Origin of the sequence: Vibrio penaeicida (assembly GCF_030689305.1) — a bacterium.
Classification (GTDB): Bacteria; Pseudomonadota; Gammaproteobacteria; order Enterobacterales; family Vibrionaceae; genus Vibrio; species Vibrio penaeicida_B.
This window is the reverse complement of sequence record NZ_JAUYVM010000017.1, coordinates 46,549-67,180: the sequence shown is the minus strand read 5'-3', so window position 1 is coordinate 67,180 and position 20,632 is coordinate 46,549. Positions and strand designations below refer to the sequence as shown.

Below are 20,632 nucleotides of genomic sequence, written 5' to 3'. Positions count from 1 at the left end.
ATGGGTATCTCTCAAAGACAAAAACAACGGGGCGTTATCTCTGTATCAACCGCTCTGTTTCTGTCCGGCATGCTCACATTTTTTAGTTTTGTTCTTGTGGTCATTATTTCAAGTATCACCGATAGCCGACTCTCTATGCTGGCCGACTCCATCTTGTATTCAGCTTCAGACAGTCATACTTCCGATCTGGATGCCCAACAGCTTTTGGATGCGAACATAGAGTCAGATACTTCTGGATTAAAAGATCCTACGGCGTCACTGCATAAACAAGAAAGCGATGCCTCGGTTAGCGTAAAAGGGACGGTGGACCTAGATAAACTGGTATTCACGGACCAGCTTCAAACCGGCAATGTAGATATAAAACATCATGCAAAATCCCAACTTCATCAATTGACCCTAGAAATTGCCGTTATGCTGGATGTGTCCGGTTCCATGATGGACAAACCTATGGAGCAAGCGTTAAAAGGCTTACGAGATTTTGCTGATATTCTCTATGCACAAGAGAGACGTAACTTAAGTAAAACCGTTAGCATTGTTCCAGCGACTGGCTATGTCAATATTGGCCTTAGACCTGAGTTTTTTAAGCCTAGCGCCATCAAGATTCCCAGAGGTCTTAAGCCTTTATTTAAGGAAATGCGCTGGAGGGATCTGCTTAGCGATAAGATGCCAGATCGTTGGCGTGGAGCCATGTGTACCCAACTCGCGGAAGTTCAGGGTGGTTTATCTAACGCCAGCGCCATGACGCCAGCTTGGATTAGAAACTTAGAACGTGGTCCACAACATCAGGATCTCAAGTTTGTTCTGCAAACCGCTTTTCCACCTGGTGTACCGGAATTTCAAGATGGCACGCCACTGTTAAAGTTTTATCCAAAAGACAATGAAGATCCCTACCGTCCTAACTGGAAACATTTACTGGCTCTGTTTGACAATGCTGACTGTGGTGTCAGTAAGGTTCTCCCTTATCTATCCAACCATAAAGAACTCGTCAGAGGGCTTAAAACTCTGTACCCAGAGATGAACACCAATAACGCTGAAGGAATTGTTTGGGCTTGGCGTTTGCTCTCTCCAGAATGGAGAGGAAAGTGGGACAAGAAAAAATCCGAGTTGCCTAGAGATTATGGTGTGCCTAACAATAAAAAAGTGATGATCTTGTTTACCGATGGCGACCACTTAATCGACCCTAAAATGCGTGACCGGAAGCAGGTCTCCCTATGTCGAGAGATGAAAAAGAAAGGCATTGAGATCATTGCCATTGACTTCAATAATCGCTCTCAATCCATGAAGTCGTGCGCCAGTCCGAGTCGGTACTTCCCTGCCAACAACCGAACCATAAGAACAGTTCTTCAACAAGTAGCCACCACGCTTAACAAGATTGAACTGGTGAAATAAGCCACACAGCCTCTTAGTTCACTAAGGGGCTGACTTTATTATTCCTACACAAGGTACAATCTTTCATTCCTCAAGATCTCTCCATTATTGGGTACGACAATATTTATCAATCAGAATTGAGTTATCCCAAGCTTACAACCGTCGACATCCCACTAAACACCATTGCCACGCAGGCGCTGGATGGTATTCAAAATAAATTTGAAGAAAAAGATGCGCTGTGCGAAATCAAAATTAAGCCCCGCTTAGTGATTCGAGGATCGGTGTCCAACGTATAGCAGAAGGACGCTAGGGTCCTTTTACATCGCTCTATACACATTCAGCGTCTTTTCCCTTTCTATTGAGTTTTTTGTTATTTTACATTTTGAAATATATATAATTATCAAAATGTTAAAGTGCTTTGAACTTCATTTTAGCCGTTACTCTCGACACCTGACTGAATTTTCGTGCTTCTTGGAATTAATTCGCTTTAAGTAACCATTAAGTTGGTATTAACAGCTTAATATCTCTGTGTTTTCAATGTTTTAATCTTAAAAAACAACACTCTGTTGTTTCATATCGAAAAGTTGAGCTCTGCCGCATGCATTTATAAAACAAGTTGTTGTAAGTTTTGTTGTGTATAGCATCAATTCCGCGTAAGCACTGCCATATCGACGTGTTAAAAGCCCAATTATCCCTATTAAATTTATGTAATTTGTGGGGAAGTAGTTAATTGACTTTTCATTAAGGGACTATTTTGTTTAAAAATATTGATTTGCCTGGTTTATATAAGAATTCATCTTCTTTATTTATGAACAAACAGGTTCTGGCTATTTTTCTTCTTGCGAGTGCAAGTGCGGCAGTTAATCCCTATAAAAATATATTTGGTATTGACGTTGTTGGTGTATCCGAGCTTTCTTATAGCTTGGTGATGTTATTCTCTGGAATAGTCATAACGATATTCAGTATTTTCTTTGGGATGCGATCCGATATAAATGGTAGCTTTGTTAAGTACATTTATGTTTGTGCGTTCTGTGGTATTGTCGGTAACCTCAGCCTGTATTTTTGGCCTAATGAAATAGTCTATTTTGTTGCTAACTGCCTACTGCTGCCTGTCTTTTTTGTTATCAACTCACTGATATTTGGTTATGCGGCAGCAAAACGTCAAAATGTTGAAGGTAACGACCAACATAAAGAAAATGCGGCGTTGCGATCAGTGTACTCAATGGGCTATGTGGCAACGCTAGGTGTGATTGGCTCTTTAGCACTAGAAAAAAATCAACTTATTTATGTATGGCTGTACGCAGGTATCTTTGCTGCACTTATATTAGGGGTATTTTCTAATGAACCCTTAAAAAATGTCGAATATAAATCAGATAAAGCATCTGAATCATTATTAAAAGTGTTTAATAAAGAAAATGTCATTAAATTAATCAGTGTTTCTCTTGTCACCAATATGCTCTTCACATTAGATGCCACGGTACCACTTATTATTGTCAATCAAGTTCAAGGGGGATATTCAGGTATTGGTGCTTTTGAAGCCAGTATTGCTATTTTTGAAGTGTTCTTTATTTTTTATTGGTCGCGTTTAGCATCAAAAATGCAACCATCCAGTGTCATTATTATCGGTGCAGTGATATTCGCTATTTCTATTGCGCTACTTTCCTTCACACAAACCATGACGCATATATATTTACTCATTCCTATGCTTGCACTTGGTGCTGCGTGTTTAATCAGTATTCCTATTGGTTTCTTGCAATCGCTGGCAACAGGTCGTGCTGGTGTGGGTGGATCGTTACTTTCCATCTCTTTCTTTATTTCTTCGTCAGTGTCCTCTGTGGTCTATTTCGTGGGTATGTATTACTTCGAGACCAAAGGGGCTATTTGGTTATCGTCCATCGTTGGACTGGTTGGCTTGCTCGTACTGTATTTCATTGACAGAAAGAAACACCAATAAAAATAATACAAGGAGAAAGTATGAGTAACCTATGTGTAGTAGGTGGTGGCTTATCGGGGTTAGAGTTTGCCCTCTATGCCGCAGTAAGTGGAAAGCGTGTACATATTTATGAAGCGGGTCCAAGCCTTCGTCAAGAACACGTGCATTTCGATACCAGAGTACTAATGGGTGATGAAAAATTAAGACCTTGGACGGCCAACAACCATTGGGGACAAGGGGGAATCAGTGAGCGGCTTGGTGGACGGTCGCTTTGCTACCACGGAGTTATGTTACCTCTTGAAGAGGCTGCACTTGCCTCATGGCCTAAGAGCTGGCAACAGATCTTGGCGGGAAAGAATGGCCTATATCCAGAGTTAACCCAAGGCTTTTCTTCTCAATTCCCTGAGATGACACCTTCCAACCCAGTTGCGGATTTCTTAACACATGTGCCTCAGGCCGCACGATTTATGGAAGATGGCCGATTCACTTCCTACAGCCCAATGCACTCTCTAGAGAGCTTTATCCGAGACGGTGTAATTACCATCGAGCGGGCTAAAATTGCAAAGGTGGCAAAATCAAATGGTCAATTTTACCTAACAGACACCAGCGGTAAAACCGTGAATCAGACAGGGTTCTCAAAGTGTGTGCTGGCTGCTTCTGCGATGGTGAACACCGCCATAATCGCTAGCTCGCTTGGGCAAAGCTTTACGTCTGAACTGACGGATCATTACTGTTTGGGTATTGCGGTCAAAGTGAAAGAAGGAACCGAAATAGGTACCTACAGACACGAAATGCTGTGGCATGGCTACAGTAAGCACCACGACCTGAATGCCAATATTTTTGTGGTTGAGCGACCTAGAACGCCTGATGGCGACAGGTTGTTATTGCTGATGGCGGTAGTAGAACAAAATCCAGAAGATTCGCCGTTGAGCCAGCTGCGCTGTCAAGTCAGTGGTGGCAAAGCAGAGCTTGCGATCGACGCTCACCATTCTGAGTGTGATATCGATAACTACAACAAAGTTGCTAATAGATTAGTGGAATTTGCTCGCGAAAAGCTGAATGTAGATCTGCGTGCTTTATCCCCTACTGAAGATGAAAAACAAGGCAAACACTTCAAATCTTTTGCTGATTCATCCATTCAAGATGAATTCGACATTGCGCTCAATAGTTTAGATACCACTTCTCAAACCAATGTCTTTACTCGGTTCACCTTTCCTTATGGCGCTTACGAACATGAAAGTGCTTGCCACCCGCTGGCAGGAAAAGGCGTTAACGCATTAACCGAGGAACTTGAGTTAGCCGCGATGCCTGGGCTGTATGCCATTGGTCCTGGTGCGTTCCCAAGGCTAGGCATTGCAAACCCTGCACTGACGATTTGTGCTATGTCCCGTTGGCTAGCATCACATATTTAGGAATAGAAAATGAGTAATAAAACCTTAGCACTATTAGGTGGTGAGCCGATTGTTTCTGAGCCGCTTCCAGCGTGGCCGAGTTTGGATAAATCGGTACTGGGAGATATTGAGAACATTTTAGAAACTGGAGAAATTAACTACTGGACGGGAAACCGAGGTCGCCAGTTTGAGGCCGATCTTGAGTCTTACCTTGGTGATGGTCATGTGATTACGACCACCAATGGCACGTCGGCTTTGCAAACGGCATTCACCTCTTTAGGTATCAGTGACGGTGACGAAATTATCTGTCAGCCATACACGTTTATTGCCTCTGCTTTTTCCATCATGCAAGCCGGTGCTAAACCTGTTTTTGCCGATGTGGACGAAAGCCACACATTGGATGCCAGTAAGCTAGAGCGTCATATTACGCCAAAAACCAAAGCCATTCTTGTTGTCCATACTTTTGGTGTACCCAGCGATATGGACGCTATCAATGCCATTGCAAAAGCTCATAACTTGTTGGTGATAGAAGACTGTGCGCAGGCACTAGGGTCGCAATACGATGGTCAGTTATTGGGTACCGTGAGTGATGCAGGGTGTTTTAGTTTCTGTCAAAGCAAGCACATTACCACTGGTGGTGAAGGCGGTGCGATTTTTGTCGGTTCTGAAGATCTAGCGTGGAAATGTCGTTCGTTCCGAGATCACGGCTTTGATGTTGAAAAGCGACTGCACTTGTTTGAATTGGAGCAGAAGCTACCCTACATTCACGTGAGATTGGGTTTCAACTTCAGAATGACTGAGATTCAGTCGGCGATTGGTATCAAAGAATTAGCGAAGTTTAACAGTGGCAATTTAGAACAGCGCATCAAGAATGGTAAGCGTTTGACTGCTTTGTTGGAAGAGCATCCTTTAGTGTCACACCTGCCTATTGACGATGAAAAAAGAGTGAACTCTTACTGGTGGGCACCGTACATTTTGGATATGTCTCTGCTGGATTGCGACATCAAAACGTTTGCGAATGCGATGGCTGCTGAAGGGGTACCTGCTTACCCTGTTCCTTGGCCAGAGATCTATAAAGAGCAAGCGTTTGCCAATATGGAGGGGTCACCTTCATTAGAAGAATGGCAAGCGGATTGCCCGATGGCAAAAACGCTCGGTGAAACTACGTTGGTATTTCACACGCACCCAGTGTACGACGAACATTTGATGGAAGCCTTCTACGCCGCCTTTAACAAGGTGTACGAACATTATAAAAAATAAAATGTCTGGCTAAAGAGCAATGAGTCTAAAAGGAGCGCCTAATGAGGCGCTCCTTTTTTATGTTAGATAGGGCATATTGCTGAAGGTTGCTGGACGACTGGAAGCTAAAAGCTAAAAGCTAAACGCCCATTTCCCCTGCTTGTTGCAGGCTGAATGCGGTGAGTGGGTCGATGTCTTTTACCATGCCTTCGATACGCTGCACCGCTTCAATGGCCGACGTGTCCTTGCGATAACTCAGGTAAATAGGTCTATACCACGGCTCTATGTCTTTGATTTGATGAAGCTGACCAGAAGCTACGAAGGGTTCAACAATCGAAGCAGGCAAATAGGCAGCGCCACCTTTATCCAAGATAAAATCCAGAGCAATACGAGCAGTGGACGTTCTAAGTAATGGTGGAGCAAGCTTACGGTGCCGATCGGCGTGTTCCGAAGCAAATCGAGTCCCCCAGTCGACGTACACGTAGCGGTTGTTTAAAGCGCCATGAGCATCGGTTTTTTCCGTCGAAACCAAAAGCAGAACCAAGTCAGCCACTTTCTTACAAGCCAGTTCGTCTGATTTGAGGGGGTCAAAGGCAAACGCCATATCAAGCGTTTTTTCCAATAAGCGCCGGTTAAGGTTTTCTCTTGCTAATGCTTCTGCTTGAAAGGCATAGCCGCTAAACGTGTCTGCGATAACACTCAAACAGTTCTGCAAATACGCATCCCAGATGTTGGGCGTGCCAGCCAAAGTTAATTGGATTGATTTATCTTCTGCTAAAGAGAGTTCTGTTTTGGCCTGCTGAAGCGTGTTTACCATGATTTCCGCGTAGGAAATCAACTTCTCTCCGGCACTGGTAAGCTTAATGCTGTTCCGATCGCGAATGAATAAGCTGGTATCGAAATAGCTTTCTAACTGCTTGATCCGAGCACTGACTGCAGCTTGCGTGATATAGAGGTTTTCTGAAGCTCGTCCAAAGTGACGAACTCGGGCAACTTCGAGAAACGTACGGAATACTTTTACATCCATAATTTATCCAGAGTGGCTTAGCCGTTTTGATACCCAATTAACGCTCATTGGAATCGCCGTTTTGTTTATGCATTTTTAGATCTATGGGACTCACAAATCAATAATAGATTTTTGTGTTTACGATAAAAATAATTTGTTTTTCTTTTTTCAGTTTACGTCCTAATTTTCACCTCATACGACACCTTTTTATTTGTATCAATATTTGAGGCAACTATGTCAGACATCGAAGTTCGTGTTGGACAAAAACGTTTTTTCGATAATAAGAAGTTTCCACGTGGATTTGGAAAATCCGGCGACTTCACTCTTATGGAGTGCGATCTTCTCACCACCTACGGTGATACGCTAAATGCGTTACAACATGGTGAGTTAGAACCTGAAAACAGCGAAGAAAAACACTTTCTTAAAGTGCTGGAAAACCCCGGCAAAGCCAAGACAAAGCTTGAAAATGTGTGGTTAAAATATCACAAAATTTCTTATGGTCGACGTACTTTCCATACGCTTCATACGATAGGTAAACAGAGTGAAGAAGAATCGGAAGAGTTGATCGCAATCGACGACGAATAAAGTGAGTTAAGCAGGTTTAATTCCAAAACTGACGGCACCGATGAGGTGCCGTTTTATATTTAGGCTTCTGTGCTCGCTTTAGGTTTACGCTTGATTTGCTGAATGAGTAAGCCAACGACGATCATCACCAATCCAATGAAGGTAGAAGGGTGAATCTCTTCGCCAATAATGGTTGCGAGCAACATAAGCGAAATAAACGGTGACGTGAAAATGAGGTTGCTGATTCGTGCGGTATTTTCCGTTGCCTTAAGTGCGCTCAGCCATAAAACAAATGTTACACCCATCTCAAAGAGCCCGACATACGTTACGGCCACCCAGCCTTTCAGGCTAATGTGCTCCCAACTGGCTCCTTCATAAAAACTGATGGCAAAAGCAAACGGCAACGCGACGAGAAAACCAAGTAATACACCTAAAACAGGATCGGCTTTGTTTTTGGTGTTTAATATCCAATACCCTGCCCATAAAACAGTGGAAATCAGAGCTAATCCAACGCCCAATGGGTTTTCAAATTCCAGCGCTAGCACATTACCTTTGGTTGCAATGACGACAACGCCAGCATAACCAAGTAGGCATGCCGCCCAGTCTTGCTTACGAATCTTTTGCCCTAAAAACACCGCCGCCATTAATGTCAGTGTGATTGCCCAGCTGTAATTGAGGGGCTGAGCCTGTGAAGCCGGTAACAAGTCGTAAGCTTTGAAAAGAATCAAATAGTAGAAGAGTGGGTTGATGAGCCCAAGCAACAAATAAAACCAAGGGTTAGCGGCAAATGTACTTTTTAATTGGCTGAGTTTCCCCTGAACACCGCAAATCACAAACAACGCCATCGCAGAAACCAAACTGGCCACAGTAAGCATCTGGATTGGGGTAAATTCCGCCAGCGTCAATTTGAATGCGGTGGCAACCGTAGACCATAAAAGCACGGCACTTATGCCATAAATCAACGCCTGTCGCTCATTTTTCATTCTTCATTTTTCCTTACTTCTGGGCGCGAAAATGGATTGGACTGAAGCCAAAAACTGGACATTTATCCAGTGTAAAAATACTATCAAAGAGTTAAGTCAAAAACTTAGGCAAACATTATGCAGTGGATAGTGGAGAATCAGCAGCTTCTTTTAAGCGCTTTTGGCATTTTTGTCACTGGAATGATCATTTCAGGCTGGTGGGTGAAACAAAAAATGCGCTTGGAACTCCAGCGCCAAGAGCAAGAACTGGAGACAGAGAAACAACTCCACCAAAAAACCGCCGAGCAACTTGCTTCTGCACAGCAAGATCTTGATGAGCTTGATAATGCCCGAGACCAATCTGCCTTTGAGTTAAAACAGACTCATGGAAAAATGTTGGTCGCGATGGAAAAACTGAGGCAACTAGATTCACTTCGCCAAGAGAAACAAGCACTGGCTACAACCGTCGACCAACTCCGACGTGAACTGGCAGAAGCGCAAGCCAGCCAGCGTGAACAGGATGCACGCCATCATCAAGCCCAGCAAGCCAGTGAGGAAAAGTTAGCGTTGCTGGAGAACGCAGAGCAGCGCCTCAAACAACAATTTGAACACTTAGCCAATCAACTGTTTGAAAATAAAACTGCTAAAGTTGACCAACAAAATCGCCAAAGTTTAGAAGGGTTGCTCAACCCACTCAAAGATCAGATTGAAGGGTTTAAAAAACAAGTGTCGGACAGCTTTGGGCATGAAGCTAAAGAGCGCCATACTTTGGTACACGAACTTCGTAACTTACAAAAGCTCAATGAGCAAATGGCACAAGAAGCCCTGAATTTGACCCAAGCGCTGAAAGGGGACAACAAGCAGCAAGGGAATTGGGGCGAAGTTGTGCTGGCTCGTGTGTTGGCGGAATCTGGTCTTCGTGAAGGGCACGAATACCAAACTCAAGTCAGTTTGCAAGACGAAGCCGGCAAGCGTTATCAGCCCGATGTGATTGTTCACTTACCCCACGACAAGCAAGTGGTTGTGGATTCCAAAATGGCGTTAGTTGCCTACGAGCGCTATTTTCACGCCGACACCGATTCTGAACGCGATGCAGCATTAAGTGAGCACCTACTCGCGTTGCGTGCGCACATAAAAGGGCTCAGTCAAAAAGATTACCAGAAACTCAAAGGCATTCAGAGCTTGGATTACGTGCTGATGTTCGTGCCAGTTGAACCCGCATTTCAGGTTGCCATTCAAGCCGACCCAAGCTTGGTGAAAGATGCCATGAGGCACAACATCATCATAGTGAGCCCAACCACCTTGCTGGTGGCTCTGCGAACCATCGACAATTTGTGGCGTAATGACAGGCAAAATCAAAACGCGCAAATCATTGCTGAGCGAGCGGCCAAGCTGTACGACAAGCTCAGACTATTCCTAACAGACATGGAGAGTTTGGGCGGAGCACTGGATAAAGCCAATCAGAATTTTCAGGGAGCCATGAACAAATTGGCTACCGGAAGAGGCAATGTTGTGCGGCAAGCGGAGAGTTTCAAAGATCTTGGGGTCGAAGTTAAACGTAGTATTCCAGATACCCTATTGGAAATAGCGCAAAATGACACTTTAGTGGAAAGACAACCGCTTGAGGATAAAGTAGACTAAGCGCTCGCAATGCCCAAGGGATTGTTTACGAGGAAAAATGATGACAGAAACAAACGTTCAGAATACCCCTGCTTCACCCGTTGACGACACAACACATTTTGGCTTCACAACCGTAGCCAAGGAAGAAAAAGTGGAGAAAGTGGCCGAAGTATTCCACTCGGTTGCAGCGAAATACGACATCATGAATGATTTGATGTCTGGTGGTATTCATCGGTTGTGGAAACGTTTCACGATTGACTGCAGTGGCGTACGCCCTGGTCAGCGTGTTCTCGACTTGGGTGGTGGTACGGGCGATCTGACGGCGAAATTTTCTCGTATTGTCGGTGAAAAAGGGAACGTGATCCTTGCCGATATTAACAATTCCATGCTGAATGTTGGTCGCGATAAACTGCGCGATAAAGGCATCGTAGGTAACGTTAATTATGTTCAAGCCAATGCGGAAGAACTGCCTTTCCCAGACAATCACTTCGATTGTATTACCATCAGTTTCTGTTTGCGGAATGTAACGGATAAAGAAAAAGCGCTTCGTTCAATGTATCGCGTGCTTAAGCCTGGTGGTCGTCTGCTGGTTCTGGAGTTTTCTAAACCTGTATTCGAGCCGCTTTCTAAAGTCTACGACGCTTATTCGTTTCATTTATTGCCTAAAATGGGCGAGTTGATTGCCAACGATGCTGAAAGTTATCGCTATTTGGCGGAATCCATCCGAATGCACCCAGACCAAGAAACACTGAAAGGCATGATGGACGAAGCCGGCTTTGAGCAAACCAAATACTACAATTTAACAGGCGGTATTGTTGCATTACACCGTGGCTTTAAATACTGAGGTTACTATGCCATTTGAACCTTTGGTCACCGCTGTGGTGGAAACCACGCTTAATACCCTGATTCAGGATGACCCTGCCTTAGTGAAACGCATGACCCGTCTGAAAGGGCAGGTGATTCAGGTTCACGTAAAAGAAATCAACAAAACCCTCACCTTTATTTTTAGCCAGCAGATCGATGTGCTGGCACATTTTGAAGGGGAGGCAGACTGTTATCTGTCTTTGAGCCTAAGCGTTTTGCCCGAGTTACGTGAACAGGCGAATATTACGCAACTGATCAAACAAGACAAACTGGTGCTGGAAGGCGATATTCAACTGGCACAAAAGTTCTCTCAATTATTAACGGATGCCAAACCTGATCTCGAAGAGTGGCTTTCTCGTGTAACAGGGGATGTGATTGCCCATACTTTTGTCTCTGGCGCGAAGCAAAGCGTTGAGTGGGTCAAAAAAAATGCCGAAAAAAAGCAAGACCATATCGCTCAAGTTTTGACGGAAGAGTGGCGTATTGCGCCTCCTCCTCTTGAAGTCGCACATTTTTGTGACCAAGTGGACGATATTGCCAGTGCTGTGGCACGTACAGAATCTCGCCTTAATGCACTGCTGGAGAAAGCATGACACCAGCTGAATTACGCCGCCTATATCGAATTGTAAAAGTTCAGCTTGAATATGGGCTGGATGAATTATTACCCGAACATCACCTGACCCGTGCCCCACTTCTTGCTCGTAAGGGGCTGTTTTGGCTTAAAAATAAGCATCAAGACAAAGATCTCGGCAATCGCATTCGTTTGGCGCTGCAAGAGTTAGGTCCTGTTTGGATTAAGTTCGGTCAAATGATGTCGACTCGCCGCGACCTCTTTCCTCCTCACATCGCTGACCAATTGGCGTTGCTGCAAGATCAAGTTGCCCCTTTTGATGGTCAGCTAGCGAAAGATCAAATGGAGAAAGCACTTGGCGGCAGCCTAGATAATTGGTTTACGGATTTTGATATCAAACCGCTTGCCTCAGCTTCGATTGCGCAAGTCCATACAGCAAAGCTGAAAGACAGCGGACGCGAAGTGGTGCTGAAAATTATTCGTCCAGACATCAAGCCCGTGATCGACGCGGATTTGAAGTTAATGTATCGGATGGCGAAAATCGTTGCCAAAGCATTGCCAGAAACTAGGCGATTAAAACCTGTTGAAGTGGTTCGAGAATACGAAAAAACATTGCTGGACGAACTCGACCTTAGACGAGAAGCCGCCAATGCGATTCAGCTAAGACGCAACTTTGAAGGCAGTAAAGAGCTGTATGTACCCGAAGTGATTTCGGATTTAAGCAGCGAAACCTTGATGGTATCTGAACGGATTTATGGCATTCAGGTATCTGATATAGAAGCGCTTCACGCTAACGGCACGAACATGGGCCTGTTGTCTGAGCGCGCTGTTAGCGTTTTCTTTACTCAGGTATTTCGCGACAGCTTCTTTCACGCAGACATGCACCCAGGGAATGTCTTTGTGAAGCCTGAACATCCAGACGACCCAATGTGGATTGGCTTGGATTGTGGCATTGTTGGCACCTTGAACAGGGAAGACCAGCGCTACTTGGCTGAAAACCTGTTGGCGTTTTTCAACCGCGATTATCGTAAAGTTGCTGAGTTACATGTGGATTCTGGCTGGGTACCCGCCGACACCAATGTGCAGGAATTTGAATTTTCTATCCGCATGGTGTGTGAACCGATATTTGCCAAGCCACTGGGGGAGATCTCGTTTGGGCATGTACTGCTCAACCTTTTCAATACCGCCCGACGTTTTAACATGGAAGTGCAACCACAGTTGGTACTTTTGCAGAAAACGCTTCTTTATGTGGAAGGGTTGGGGCGTCAGCTCTACCCTCAGCTTGATTTGTGGAAAACCGCGAAGCCATTTCTAGAAACTTGGATGGCAAATCAAGTAGGTCCACAGGCTGTGATCAATGCAGTAAAAGATAAAGCGCCATTTTGGGCAGAAAAACTGCCAGAATTGCCTGAGCTGTTGTACGATAGCCTTAAGCAAGGTAGGGCTTTAGATCAGCGCATGGATAGGCTTTATCAAGGATACCGTCAATCCAAACGCCAACAAGGAACCGGAAGGTTTTTGTTTGGGATTGGGGCAACTTTAATTGTGTGCGGGGCTATCTTACTTGATAGTCAATATGAACCATTTGCTTTAAGCAGTAGCCTCGTTGGTGTCACATTTTGGTTGTTTAGTTGGCGTGCTTACCGTAAATAGGCGGTAGACTTTCTTTAAAAGATTATATTTTTACAAAAACTAACCCGAGGTGAGCGAAATGGGTATTAGTGTAACTCAACTAATTATTATAGCCGTTATTGTGCTATTGCTGTTTGGAACTAAGAAGCTTCGTAACATTGGTGGTGACTTAGGCGGTGCTGTTAAAGGCTTCAAAAAAGCGATGAGCGACGAAGACAAAGCATCGACTGAAAAGAAAGACGCTGACTTTGAGACGCAAAACATCGAACAGAAGAAAACAGACGCAACTTCTGATACTGATACCGCTAAAAACAAAGAGCAGGCGTAACACGTGTTTGATATCGGTTTTTGGGAACTGGTATTAATATCTGTCGTCGGGCTGGTGGTTTTAGGTCCGGAGCGGTTACCCGTTGCCATTCGTAGTGTTTCCCGATTCATCGGTGCAGCGAAGAGCATGGCAAATAACGTTAAAGACGAATTGTCGCACGAGCTGAAAGTGCAAGAGCTGCAAGATAACCTGCGTAAAGCGGAACAAATGGGGATGGAAGATCTCTCTCCCGATTTGAAAGCGTCTGTTGATGAACTCAAACAGGCAGCGCAGGATGTACAAAGGCCCTATGCAAACAAAGAAGATGCCCCGGCACCTTCAGATAAGAAAGCCGATGAGTAAAGTAAAGAGCTGCATCAGGCAGCTCTTTTTTGATCCCCGTTGTTGAGGTTCGATATGTCTTCTGTTGAGCAAACGCAACCATTGATCAGCCACTTAATTGAACTGCGCAACCGACTATTGAAAGCAATCGTGTCGGTGATGGTGGTTTTTTTAGGGTTGATCTGGTTTGCCAACGAAATCTATGAGTTTGTTTCCGCGCCTTTAATTGAAAGGTTGCCGGAAGGTGCGACGATGATCGCGACCGATGTGGCATCGCCATTCTTTACGCCTCTGAAGTTAACATTAGTGGCGTCGATTTTTGTTGCTGTTCCTTTGATTCTTTATCAGATCTGGGCTTTTGTTGCCCCTGGTCTTTACAAGCATGAACGCAAGTTGATCATGCCACTGCTGTTTTCGAGCTCAGTGTTGTTCTATTGCGGTGTCGCATTTGCGTACTTTGTGGTTTTCCCGCTGGTATTTGGTTTCTTTACTGCGATTTCCCTTGGTGGCGTAGAGTTTGCGACGGACATATCCAGTTATCTGGACTTTGTTTTGGCTCTGTTTATGGCGTTTGGCATAGCGTTTGAAGTGCCTGTTGCGATTATTTTATTATGCTGGACTGGTGCAACGGATGTAAAAACCCTCAGTGAAAAACGACCTTACATTGTTGTTGCAGCGTTTGTTGTCGGCATGATGCTGACGCCGCCTGATATGATCTCTCAAACTTTATTGGCGATTCCAATGTGTTTGCTATTTGAGGTGGGGCTGTTCTTTGCTCGCTTCTATGGACGACGAGAACCGCAAGAAATCGGCCAACCGGAAGAATAAAAAAACTGCGCCATTCGAGCGCAGTTTTTATTTTTAGAGGCGATGTTTTCACACCAAGTCTTACGATAAGCGGAACAGTTTTTTCGCATTCTGTGTCGTTAGTTGATCGACTTGGTCTAATGATAATTCTCTAAGATCGGCCACGCGCTGGGCAACAAGCTGAGTGTAAGCAGGCTCGTTTCGTTTTCCACGATGTGGGACTGGTGCTAGGTAAGGGCAGTCGGTTTCTACAATCACGTAATCCATATCTAAATGCGGGATCACTTTATCCATCCCACCATTTTTGAACGTAGACACACCACCCAAGCCAAGATGAAAACCTAAATCATTGATCGCTTTGGCTTCTTCTAAGCTTCCACCAAAACAGTGGAATACGCCCGAAAGGCGACCGTCTTGTTCTTTAGCAAGTAAAGGCAGAGTTTGCTCAATTGAGTCTCGAGTGTGGATCACAACCGGTAAATCTAACTCTTTTGCCCAATTGAGCTGAGTTGTGAAGGCTTTTTCTTGTTCGGTTCTAAAAGTTTTGTCCCAATACAGATCAATACCTATTTCACCGACGGCAATGAAATTATGCTTATCAAACCAAGAATAAATTTCAGCCAGAGTGCTCTCGACGTCGGCATTCACGTAGCAAGGATGCAGCCCCATCATAGAGTGGCAAACACCAGGGAATTGTTCCTGTGTTTTTAGCATGGGTGCAATCGAATCGAGATCGATATTCGGCATTAAAATTTGGTCTATATTTTGTTCTAAAGCACGAGTAATAACGGCTTCTCTGTCTTCATCAAATTCTGCGGCGTAAATGTGAGCGTGAGTATCTATCATGTTGGTATTTGAGTGTTAATGACAAAATTCTTGTCTCAGTATACCTGAGATTTTAAAACTCATGCGCGGAACGTTGAAACTCATACTCGGGATTTTAAAACTCTGCGTCTAAGGGCATTTTTGTGGATTCTTGCTGGCGTGATCAGGCGAGAGTGATATAGTTTCTGCCAGAATTTTTCCAGACAAGGAGAATAGCGTGTCTGTTTCCATCCAAGGTCAATTTCCAGGTCGCCGTATGCGACGTATGCGAAAGCATGATTTCAGCCGCCGTTTAATGGCGGAAAACCAAGTAACAGTTAACGATTTGATTTACCCAATCTTTATCTTGATGGGTAAGAACCGACGCGAGCCAGTAGAATCGATGCCGGGCATTGAGCGTTTATCGATCGACTTGATGCTAGAAGAAGCGGAATATTTGTCTAAATTGGGTGTTCCAGCGATTGCGCTTTTTCCTGTTGTCACTCAAGACGCTAAAAGCCTGTGTGCGACAGAAGCGTATAGCCCTGATGGGTTAGTGCAGCGTGCTGTTAAGCTGTTAAAAGAGCATATCCCAAATATTGGTGTGATCACGGACGTTGCGTTAGACCCGTTTACGACACATGGGCAAGACGGCATCATTGATGAAGATGGCTATGTATTGAATGACGAAACGACGGAAGTGCTCATCAAGCAAGCTATCTCTCATGCGGAAGCAGGCGCTGATGTTGTTGCCCCTTCCGATATGATGGATGGTCGAATTGGCAAAATTCGCGAGGCGTTAGAAGAGGCGGGTCATATTCATACTCAAATCATGGCCTATTCTGCGAAGTACGCTTCTCACTATTACGGACCTTTCCGTGATGCAGTCGGATCGGCATCTAACCTTAAAGGTGGCGATAAGAAAAATTACCAAATGGACCCTGCTAATAGTGATGAAGCATTGCAAGAAGTCGCAATGGACATCAACGAAGGTGCGGACATGGTAATGGTTAAACCAGGTATGCCATATCTGGACGTGGTTCGACGCGTGAAAAGCGAATTACAGGTTCCAACCTTTGCTTACCAAGTCTCTGGTGAATATGCGATGCACAAAGCCGCCATTCAGAATGGTTGGTTAAAGGAACGCGAGACAGTACTTGAATCTCTGTTGTGCTTTAAGCGTGCTGGTGCAGACGGTATTCTGACTTATTTTGCAAAAGACGTGGCTGAGTGGCTTGCGGAAGAAGGCGCTCAAGCGAAAGAGAATACCCAGCCAGAATAAATGTTGGCCGGTAGTTTTTATCATTTAAAAGCTGAGCCTGATGGTTCAGCTTTTTTGTTTGGAGTTATTATGAATTTCCTTCTATGCTTCGGATCTTAGTGTGTAACGGATATCTGGTTGATATAGTTGAAAAATATCCGAATATCCTAGAGTCTCGAATTCATTTTATAAAATAATTTAAAAAATAAATGAGAAAAATTCTCGTTTAGCTATTGACCTGCAAATGAGAATCATTATTATTGAACTCGTCTTAGGGAATAAGGAACAGTTCAAAAGGAATTGATTTCAGTTTCAAGCGAACTTGCACTGATTCTTGAATGACACGACATTGCTCACATTGCTTCCAGTGTAATTTAGCTTTAAGGCGAAGTGATATATTTCATCATTTCGGCCACTTCTGCTAGGCGACATCATTAGATGTCGCTTTCTTTTATCTAAAATTCACTTTTTCTCTCCCTTACGGCTTCGTTTTCCTTTACTTCATAATCACCTCGAAAGCTTAACAAACCACGAATAGTGGTATCGTATTTAGATGATATAAATGGTGGTAAATTCACCTCAAATGGTCCATAGATCGTTCGTTATCGACTACTCAACACCCAGTATGGTTCTTTCTTACGTTACTATCGAATGTCGTACTCTAAATACTGATTAAAATATCAAATATTTCTATTGATTTTTTAGATTATTTTCTCTTACTAAAACTATTTTCCACAAGGCATGATCATAATAAGATCAAAGATCTTAGGATCTCAGTTTGCTTAAGTTGTTGTATTTATTGGTTTTAAAAAGAAAACGAGAGTGTTTTTTTGACTGTTAATCATCTGTGGGTAACTTTTACCAACAGAGTTATCCACAGTTATGGCTATGATTTGTTGCGCAACAAACCTCTTTCTTAGAGGTGTTTTTCCGGACTCGCTTTTACAGTGGGCTGAGAAATGGCGCTCCAGCTTCATTTTGAGTTTGCGAACGTGGTATCCCAAGTCGAGTCATGGCATTCTAAGCCCATTATTTCTCGCACTGTATTTGGACAGACAGATTATGGCAACCATACCAGACAACCCTTTGATTCTCATTGATGGCTCATCGTATCTTTATCGGGCGTTTCACGCATACCCCGGTACCATGAGTAATGGCGACATACCGACCAATGCGGTTTATGGCGTGGTGAACATGCTACGCAGTATGATGCGCCAGTTTAGTTCAGAACGAATTGCGGTCATCTTTGATGCTAAGGGCAAAACATTCCGTGATGATATGTATCCGGAATACAAAGCTAATCGCCCACCAATGCCTGACGATTTGCGTTGTCAGATAGAACCTTTACACAATGTTATTAAAGCCATGGGGCTTCCACTTATCTGTGTGCCTGGCGTTGAAGCCGATGATGTGATTGGCACATTGGCCGCTCAGGCTTCAAAAGCGGGAATGCCGGTACTGATCAGTACTGGAGACAAAGACATGGCACAGCTTGTGGATGAAAACGTCACACTGATTAACACTATGACGAATGTCGTTATGGATCGTGAAGGCGTTGTGGACAAGTTTGGTATCCCTCCTGAATTGATTATCGACTACCTCGCATTGATGGGGGATAAAGTCGATAACATTCCGGGCGTTCCAGGTGTTGGTGATAAAACCGCAACGGCTTTGCTGCAAGGCATTGGCGGTCTGAGTAAGCTTTATGAAAACTTAGACGATATTGCACCTCTTGGCTTCCGTGGCTCAAAAACCATGGCGAAAAAGTTAACAGACAACAAAGAGAACGCATACCTGTCTTATGAGTTAGCGACCATTAAACTGGATGTTGAGCTAGAAGAGACACCTGAAACCCTTAAAAAAGAAACCCCCAACAAAGACGAGTTGATCAAGCTGTATGGGCAATTGGTTTTCAAATCTTGGCTAAATGAATTGCTTGAAGGCGGTACTGGCGAGGTAGAAGCCATTGGTAACAATTCGTCTGGGGCGAATTCTACTTCTTCTGCTTCTGTAGACAGTATGGATACCAGCGCTGTTTCGATTGATCGAAGTCAGTACGAAACGGTCTTAACACAAGAGAGCTTTAACGCTTGGTTAGAAAAGTTGAAAGCTACTCCGCTGATTGCATTTGATACCGAAACAGATAGTTTGGATTATATGGTAGCGAATCTTGTTGGCTTATCGTTCGCTATAGAAGAGGGTGTGGCTGCGTATGTACCCGTCGCACATGACTACTTGGATGCACCAGAGCAATTGGATCGGGACTGGGTACTGGAGCAGCTCAAACCTTTACTCGAAGACAGTAATGTTGCCAAAGTGGGGCAGAACTTGAAGTACGATGCCAGTGTATTGGCTCGCTATGACATCGAAATGCAGGGCATCAAGCACGACACCATGTTAGCGTCTTATGTGTATAACAGTGTCGGCGGTAAACACGATATGGACAGCTTAGCGCTTCGCTTCCTACAGCACAGCTGCATGTCTTTTGAATCGATCGCAGGTAAGGGAAAAAATCAGCTGACGTTTAATCAAATCGATTTAGAAGAAGCCTCACCCTACGCGGCGGAAGATGCGGATGTCACACTTCGTTTGCATAATCGTATTTACAGCAATTTAGAGCAAGATGAAAAGCTTAACTATATATACAAAGACATCGAAATACCTTTGGTTCCAGTGCTGTCACGTATAGAGCGAACGGGCGTTATTATTGACGACATGTTATTAGGTGCTCAATCGCAGGAAATTGCTGTACGGTTGGATGAACTGGAGCAAAAAGCGTATGAGCTTGCTGGCGATAAATTTAACCTAAGTTCTCCAAAACAGCTTCAAGCCATATTGTTTGAAAAAATGGGGTTACCCGTTTTAAAGAAAACACCATCGGGTGCGCCTTCTACGAATGAAGAAGTCCTGCAAGATTTAGCCTTAGATTATCCGTTGCCGAAAGTGATTCTTGAGTATCGCGGCTTAGCGAAACTGAAATCTACTTACACCGATAAACTTCCTAAGATGATCAACCCGACAACAGGTCGAGTACATACGTCGTATCATCAAGCGGTAACGGCAACGGGGCGTTTCTCTTCGACCGATCCTAATTTGCAGAATATCCCTATTCGAAATGAAGAAGGTCGACGAATTCGCCAAGCATTCGTTGCTCCTCATGGTTGGAAGATTCTCGCGGTCGATTACTCTCAAATCGAATTGAGAATCATGGCGCACTTATCGGGTGACCAAGCACTTCTAGATGCCTTTAGCCAAGGAAAGGACATTCACTCTGCAACAGCCGCAGAAGTCATGGGTGTCGATATTGAGCAGGTCAGCAGCGAGCAACGTCGCCGCGCTAAAGCCGTCAACTTTGGACTCATCTACGGTATGAGTGCGTTTGGTCTTGCTAAACAACTTGGTATTCCTCGCGGTGAAGCGCAGGGTTACATGGACAAATATTTTGAACGCTACCCTGGTGTGATGCAGTACATGGAAGACACGCGAAGTAATGCAGCAGAGCAAGGCTTTGTTGAAACACTTGAAGGTCGTCGATTACATCTACCAGAGATAAAGTCTCGTAACGGTATGCGTCGTAAAGCAGCAGAACGTGCGGCGATTAACGCACCGATGCAGGGAACCGCAGCAGACATTATTAAGAAAGCGATGCTATTGGTGGATGAGTGGATACAAGCTGAAGGCGACGGCAAAGTGAAGCTTCTAATGCAGGTACACGATGAATTGGTGTTTGAGGTAGAAGAGTCAGTTCTTTCCGAAGTTGAAAGTAAAGTACAAAAACTGATGGAATCTGCAGCAGATCTAAATGTTCCATTAGTGGCAGAAGCAGGGCATGGTGACAACTGGGATCAAGCCCACTAGCCAAATCTTGCTCTAATCTAGCAAATATATATGAGCCAGCGCACATGTTGGCTTTTTTATGAGCTAAAAAAAGTCGTGTAAAATAAAGTGTTAATGTACTTTT

18 protein-coding genes are annotated in these 20,632 nt (G+C 44.2%); 15 read left to right on the top strand and 3 right to left on the bottom strand.

All coding sequences use genetic code 11. The features are described from left to right. The 5 genes from Q8W40_RS22115 to Q8W40_RS22095 all read left to right on the top strand — a co-directional run bounded on the left by Q8W40_RS22115 (nt 1) and on the right by Q8W40_RS22095 (nt 5,952). Complete coding sequence (locus Q8W40_RS22115; RefSeq protein ID WP_305400297.1) at nt 1–1,389, top strand: VWA domain-containing protein; 1,389 nt, start codon at nt 1–3, stop codon at nt 1,387–1,389. Between the two features lie 29 nt (nt 1,390–1,418). Continuing rightward, entirely contained in the window at nt 1,419–1,664 is a 246-nt protein-coding gene (locus tag Q8W40_RS22110; RefSeq protein ID WP_370693423.1) for a substrate-binding domain-containing protein, read from the top strand. A 458-nt stretch (nt 1,665–2,122) separates the two neighbouring features. Beyond that, complete coding sequence (locus tag Q8W40_RS22105) at nt 2,123–3,322, top strand: hypothetical protein (protein ID WP_305400295.1); 1,200 nt, start codon at nt 2,123–2,125, stop codon at nt 3,320–3,322. Nucleotides 3,323–3,342: 20 nt separating this feature from the next. Continuing rightward, nucleotides 3,343–4,713, top strand: coding sequence for an FAD-dependent oxidoreductase (locus Q8W40_RS22100; RefSeq protein ID WP_305400294.1), 1,371 nt, complete (start codon nt 3,343–3,345; stop codon nt 4,711–4,713). A gap of 9 nt (nt 4,714–4,722) precedes the next feature. Next, nucleotides 4,723–5,952 (top strand): DegT/DnrJ/EryC1/StrS family aminotransferase, encoded by a 1,230-nt coding sequence (locus tag Q8W40_RS22095; protein WP_305400292.1) that lies wholly within the window; start codon nt 4,723–4,725, stop codon nt 5,950–5,952. 118 nt (nt 5,953–6,070) lie between these two features. Here the strand turns inward: Q8W40_RS22095 and Q8W40_RS22090 are convergent, their stop codons facing one another. Beyond that, nucleotides 6,071–6,958: a LysR family transcriptional regulator gene (locus Q8W40_RS22090; RefSeq protein ID WP_101114563.1), complete on the bottom strand. Its 888-nt coding sequence runs from the start codon at nt 6,956–6,958 to the stop codon at nt 6,071–6,073. A 213-nt stretch (nt 6,959–7,171) separates the two neighbouring features. Here Q8W40_RS22090 and Q8W40_RS22085 point away from each other — a divergent pair, with 213 nt between their 5' ends. Then, nucleotides 7,172–7,522, top strand: coding sequence for a DUF413 domain-containing protein (locus Q8W40_RS22085; RefSeq protein WP_305400290.1), 351 nt, complete (start codon nt 7,172–7,174; stop codon nt 7,520–7,522). A gap of 59 nt (nt 7,523–7,581) precedes the next feature. Here Q8W40_RS22085 and Q8W40_RS22080 read toward each other — a convergent pair whose 3' ends face one another. Continuing rightward, complete coding sequence (locus Q8W40_RS22080; RefSeq protein WP_305400288.1) at nt 7,582–8,484, bottom strand: DMT family transporter; 903 nt, start codon at nt 8,482–8,484, stop codon at nt 7,582–7,584. A 117-nt stretch (nt 8,485–8,601) separates the two neighbouring features. Here Q8W40_RS22080 and rmuC point away from each other — a divergent pair, with 117 nt between their 5' ends. Genes rmuC through tatC form a run of 7 tightly spaced genes read left to right on the top strand, consistent with a single transcriptional unit; the run spans nt 8,602 to nt 14,627 of the window. Further along, entirely contained in the window at nt 8,602–10,104 is a 1,503-nt protein-coding gene (gene rmuC / locus Q8W40_RS22075) for a DNA recombination protein RmuC (protein WP_126607814.1), read from the top strand. 40 nt (nt 10,105–10,144) lie between these two features. Beyond that, the gene (ubiE, locus tag Q8W40_RS22070) at nt 10,145–10,927 is read left to right on the top strand and encodes a bifunctional demethylmenaquinone methyltransferase/2-methoxy-6-polyprenyl-1,4-benzoquinol methylase UbiE (protein ID WP_101114559.1); all 783 of its coding nucleotides are present in this window, start codon (nt 10,145–10,147) and stop codon (nt 10,925–10,927) included. 7 nt (nt 10,928–10,934) lie between these two features. After that, the gene (locus tag Q8W40_RS22065; protein ID WP_305400285.1) at nt 10,935–11,540 is read left to right on the top strand and encodes a ubiquinone biosynthesis accessory factor UbiJ; all 606 of its coding nucleotides are present in this window, start codon (nt 10,935–10,937) and stop codon (nt 11,538–11,540) included. After that, the gene (gene ubiB / locus Q8W40_RS22060) at nt 11,537–13,171 is read left to right on the top strand and encodes a ubiquinone biosynthesis regulatory protein kinase UbiB (protein ID WP_305400283.1); all 1,635 of its coding nucleotides are present in this window, start codon (nt 11,537–11,539) and stop codon (nt 13,169–13,171) included. The genes Q8W40_RS22065 and ubiB overlap by 4 nt, the downstream gene beginning before the upstream one ends. Before the next feature lie 58 nt (nt 13,172–13,229). Beyond that, a complete protein-coding gene (gene tatA, locus Q8W40_RS22055; protein WP_101114556.1) occupies nt 13,230–13,478 on the top strand; it encodes a Sec-independent protein translocase subunit TatA in 249 nt (82 codons plus the stop codon). Nucleotides 13,479–13,481: 3 nt separating this feature from the next. Next, entirely contained in the window at nt 13,482–13,820 is a 339-nt protein-coding gene (gene tatB, locus Q8W40_RS22050; RefSeq protein ID WP_104400206.1) for a Sec-independent protein translocase protein TatB, read from the top strand. Between the two features lie 54 nt (nt 13,821–13,874). Continuing rightward, on the top strand, nt 13,875–14,627 hold the full coding sequence (gene tatC, locus Q8W40_RS22045; RefSeq protein ID WP_305400281.1) for a twin-arginine translocase subunit TatC: 753 nt from the start codon (nt 13,875–13,877) through the stop codon (nt 14,625–14,627). 60 nt (nt 14,628–14,687) lie between these two features. Here tatC and Q8W40_RS22040 read toward each other — a convergent pair whose 3' ends face one another. Continuing rightward, nucleotides 14,688–15,452 carry a TatD family hydrolase gene (locus tag Q8W40_RS22040; RefSeq protein ID WP_305400279.1) on the bottom strand — a complete coding sequence of 255 codons (765 nt, stop codon included), beginning with the start codon at nt 15,450–15,452 and terminating at the stop codon, nt 14,688–14,690. A gap of 196 nt (nt 15,453–15,648) precedes the next feature. Between Q8W40_RS22040 and hemB the strand changes: the two genes are divergently transcribed. Then, complete coding sequence (gene hemB, locus Q8W40_RS22035) at nt 15,649–16,692, top strand: porphobilinogen synthase (RefSeq protein ID WP_126607809.1); 1,044 nt, start codon at nt 15,649–15,651, stop codon at nt 16,690–16,692. 1,041 nt (nt 16,693–17,733) lie between these two features. Next, complete coding sequence (gene polA / locus Q8W40_RS22030) at nt 17,734–20,529, top strand: DNA polymerase I (RefSeq protein WP_305400277.1); 2,796 nt, start codon at nt 17,734–17,736, stop codon at nt 20,527–20,529. Nucleotides 20,530–20,632: the final 103 nt, after the last annotated feature.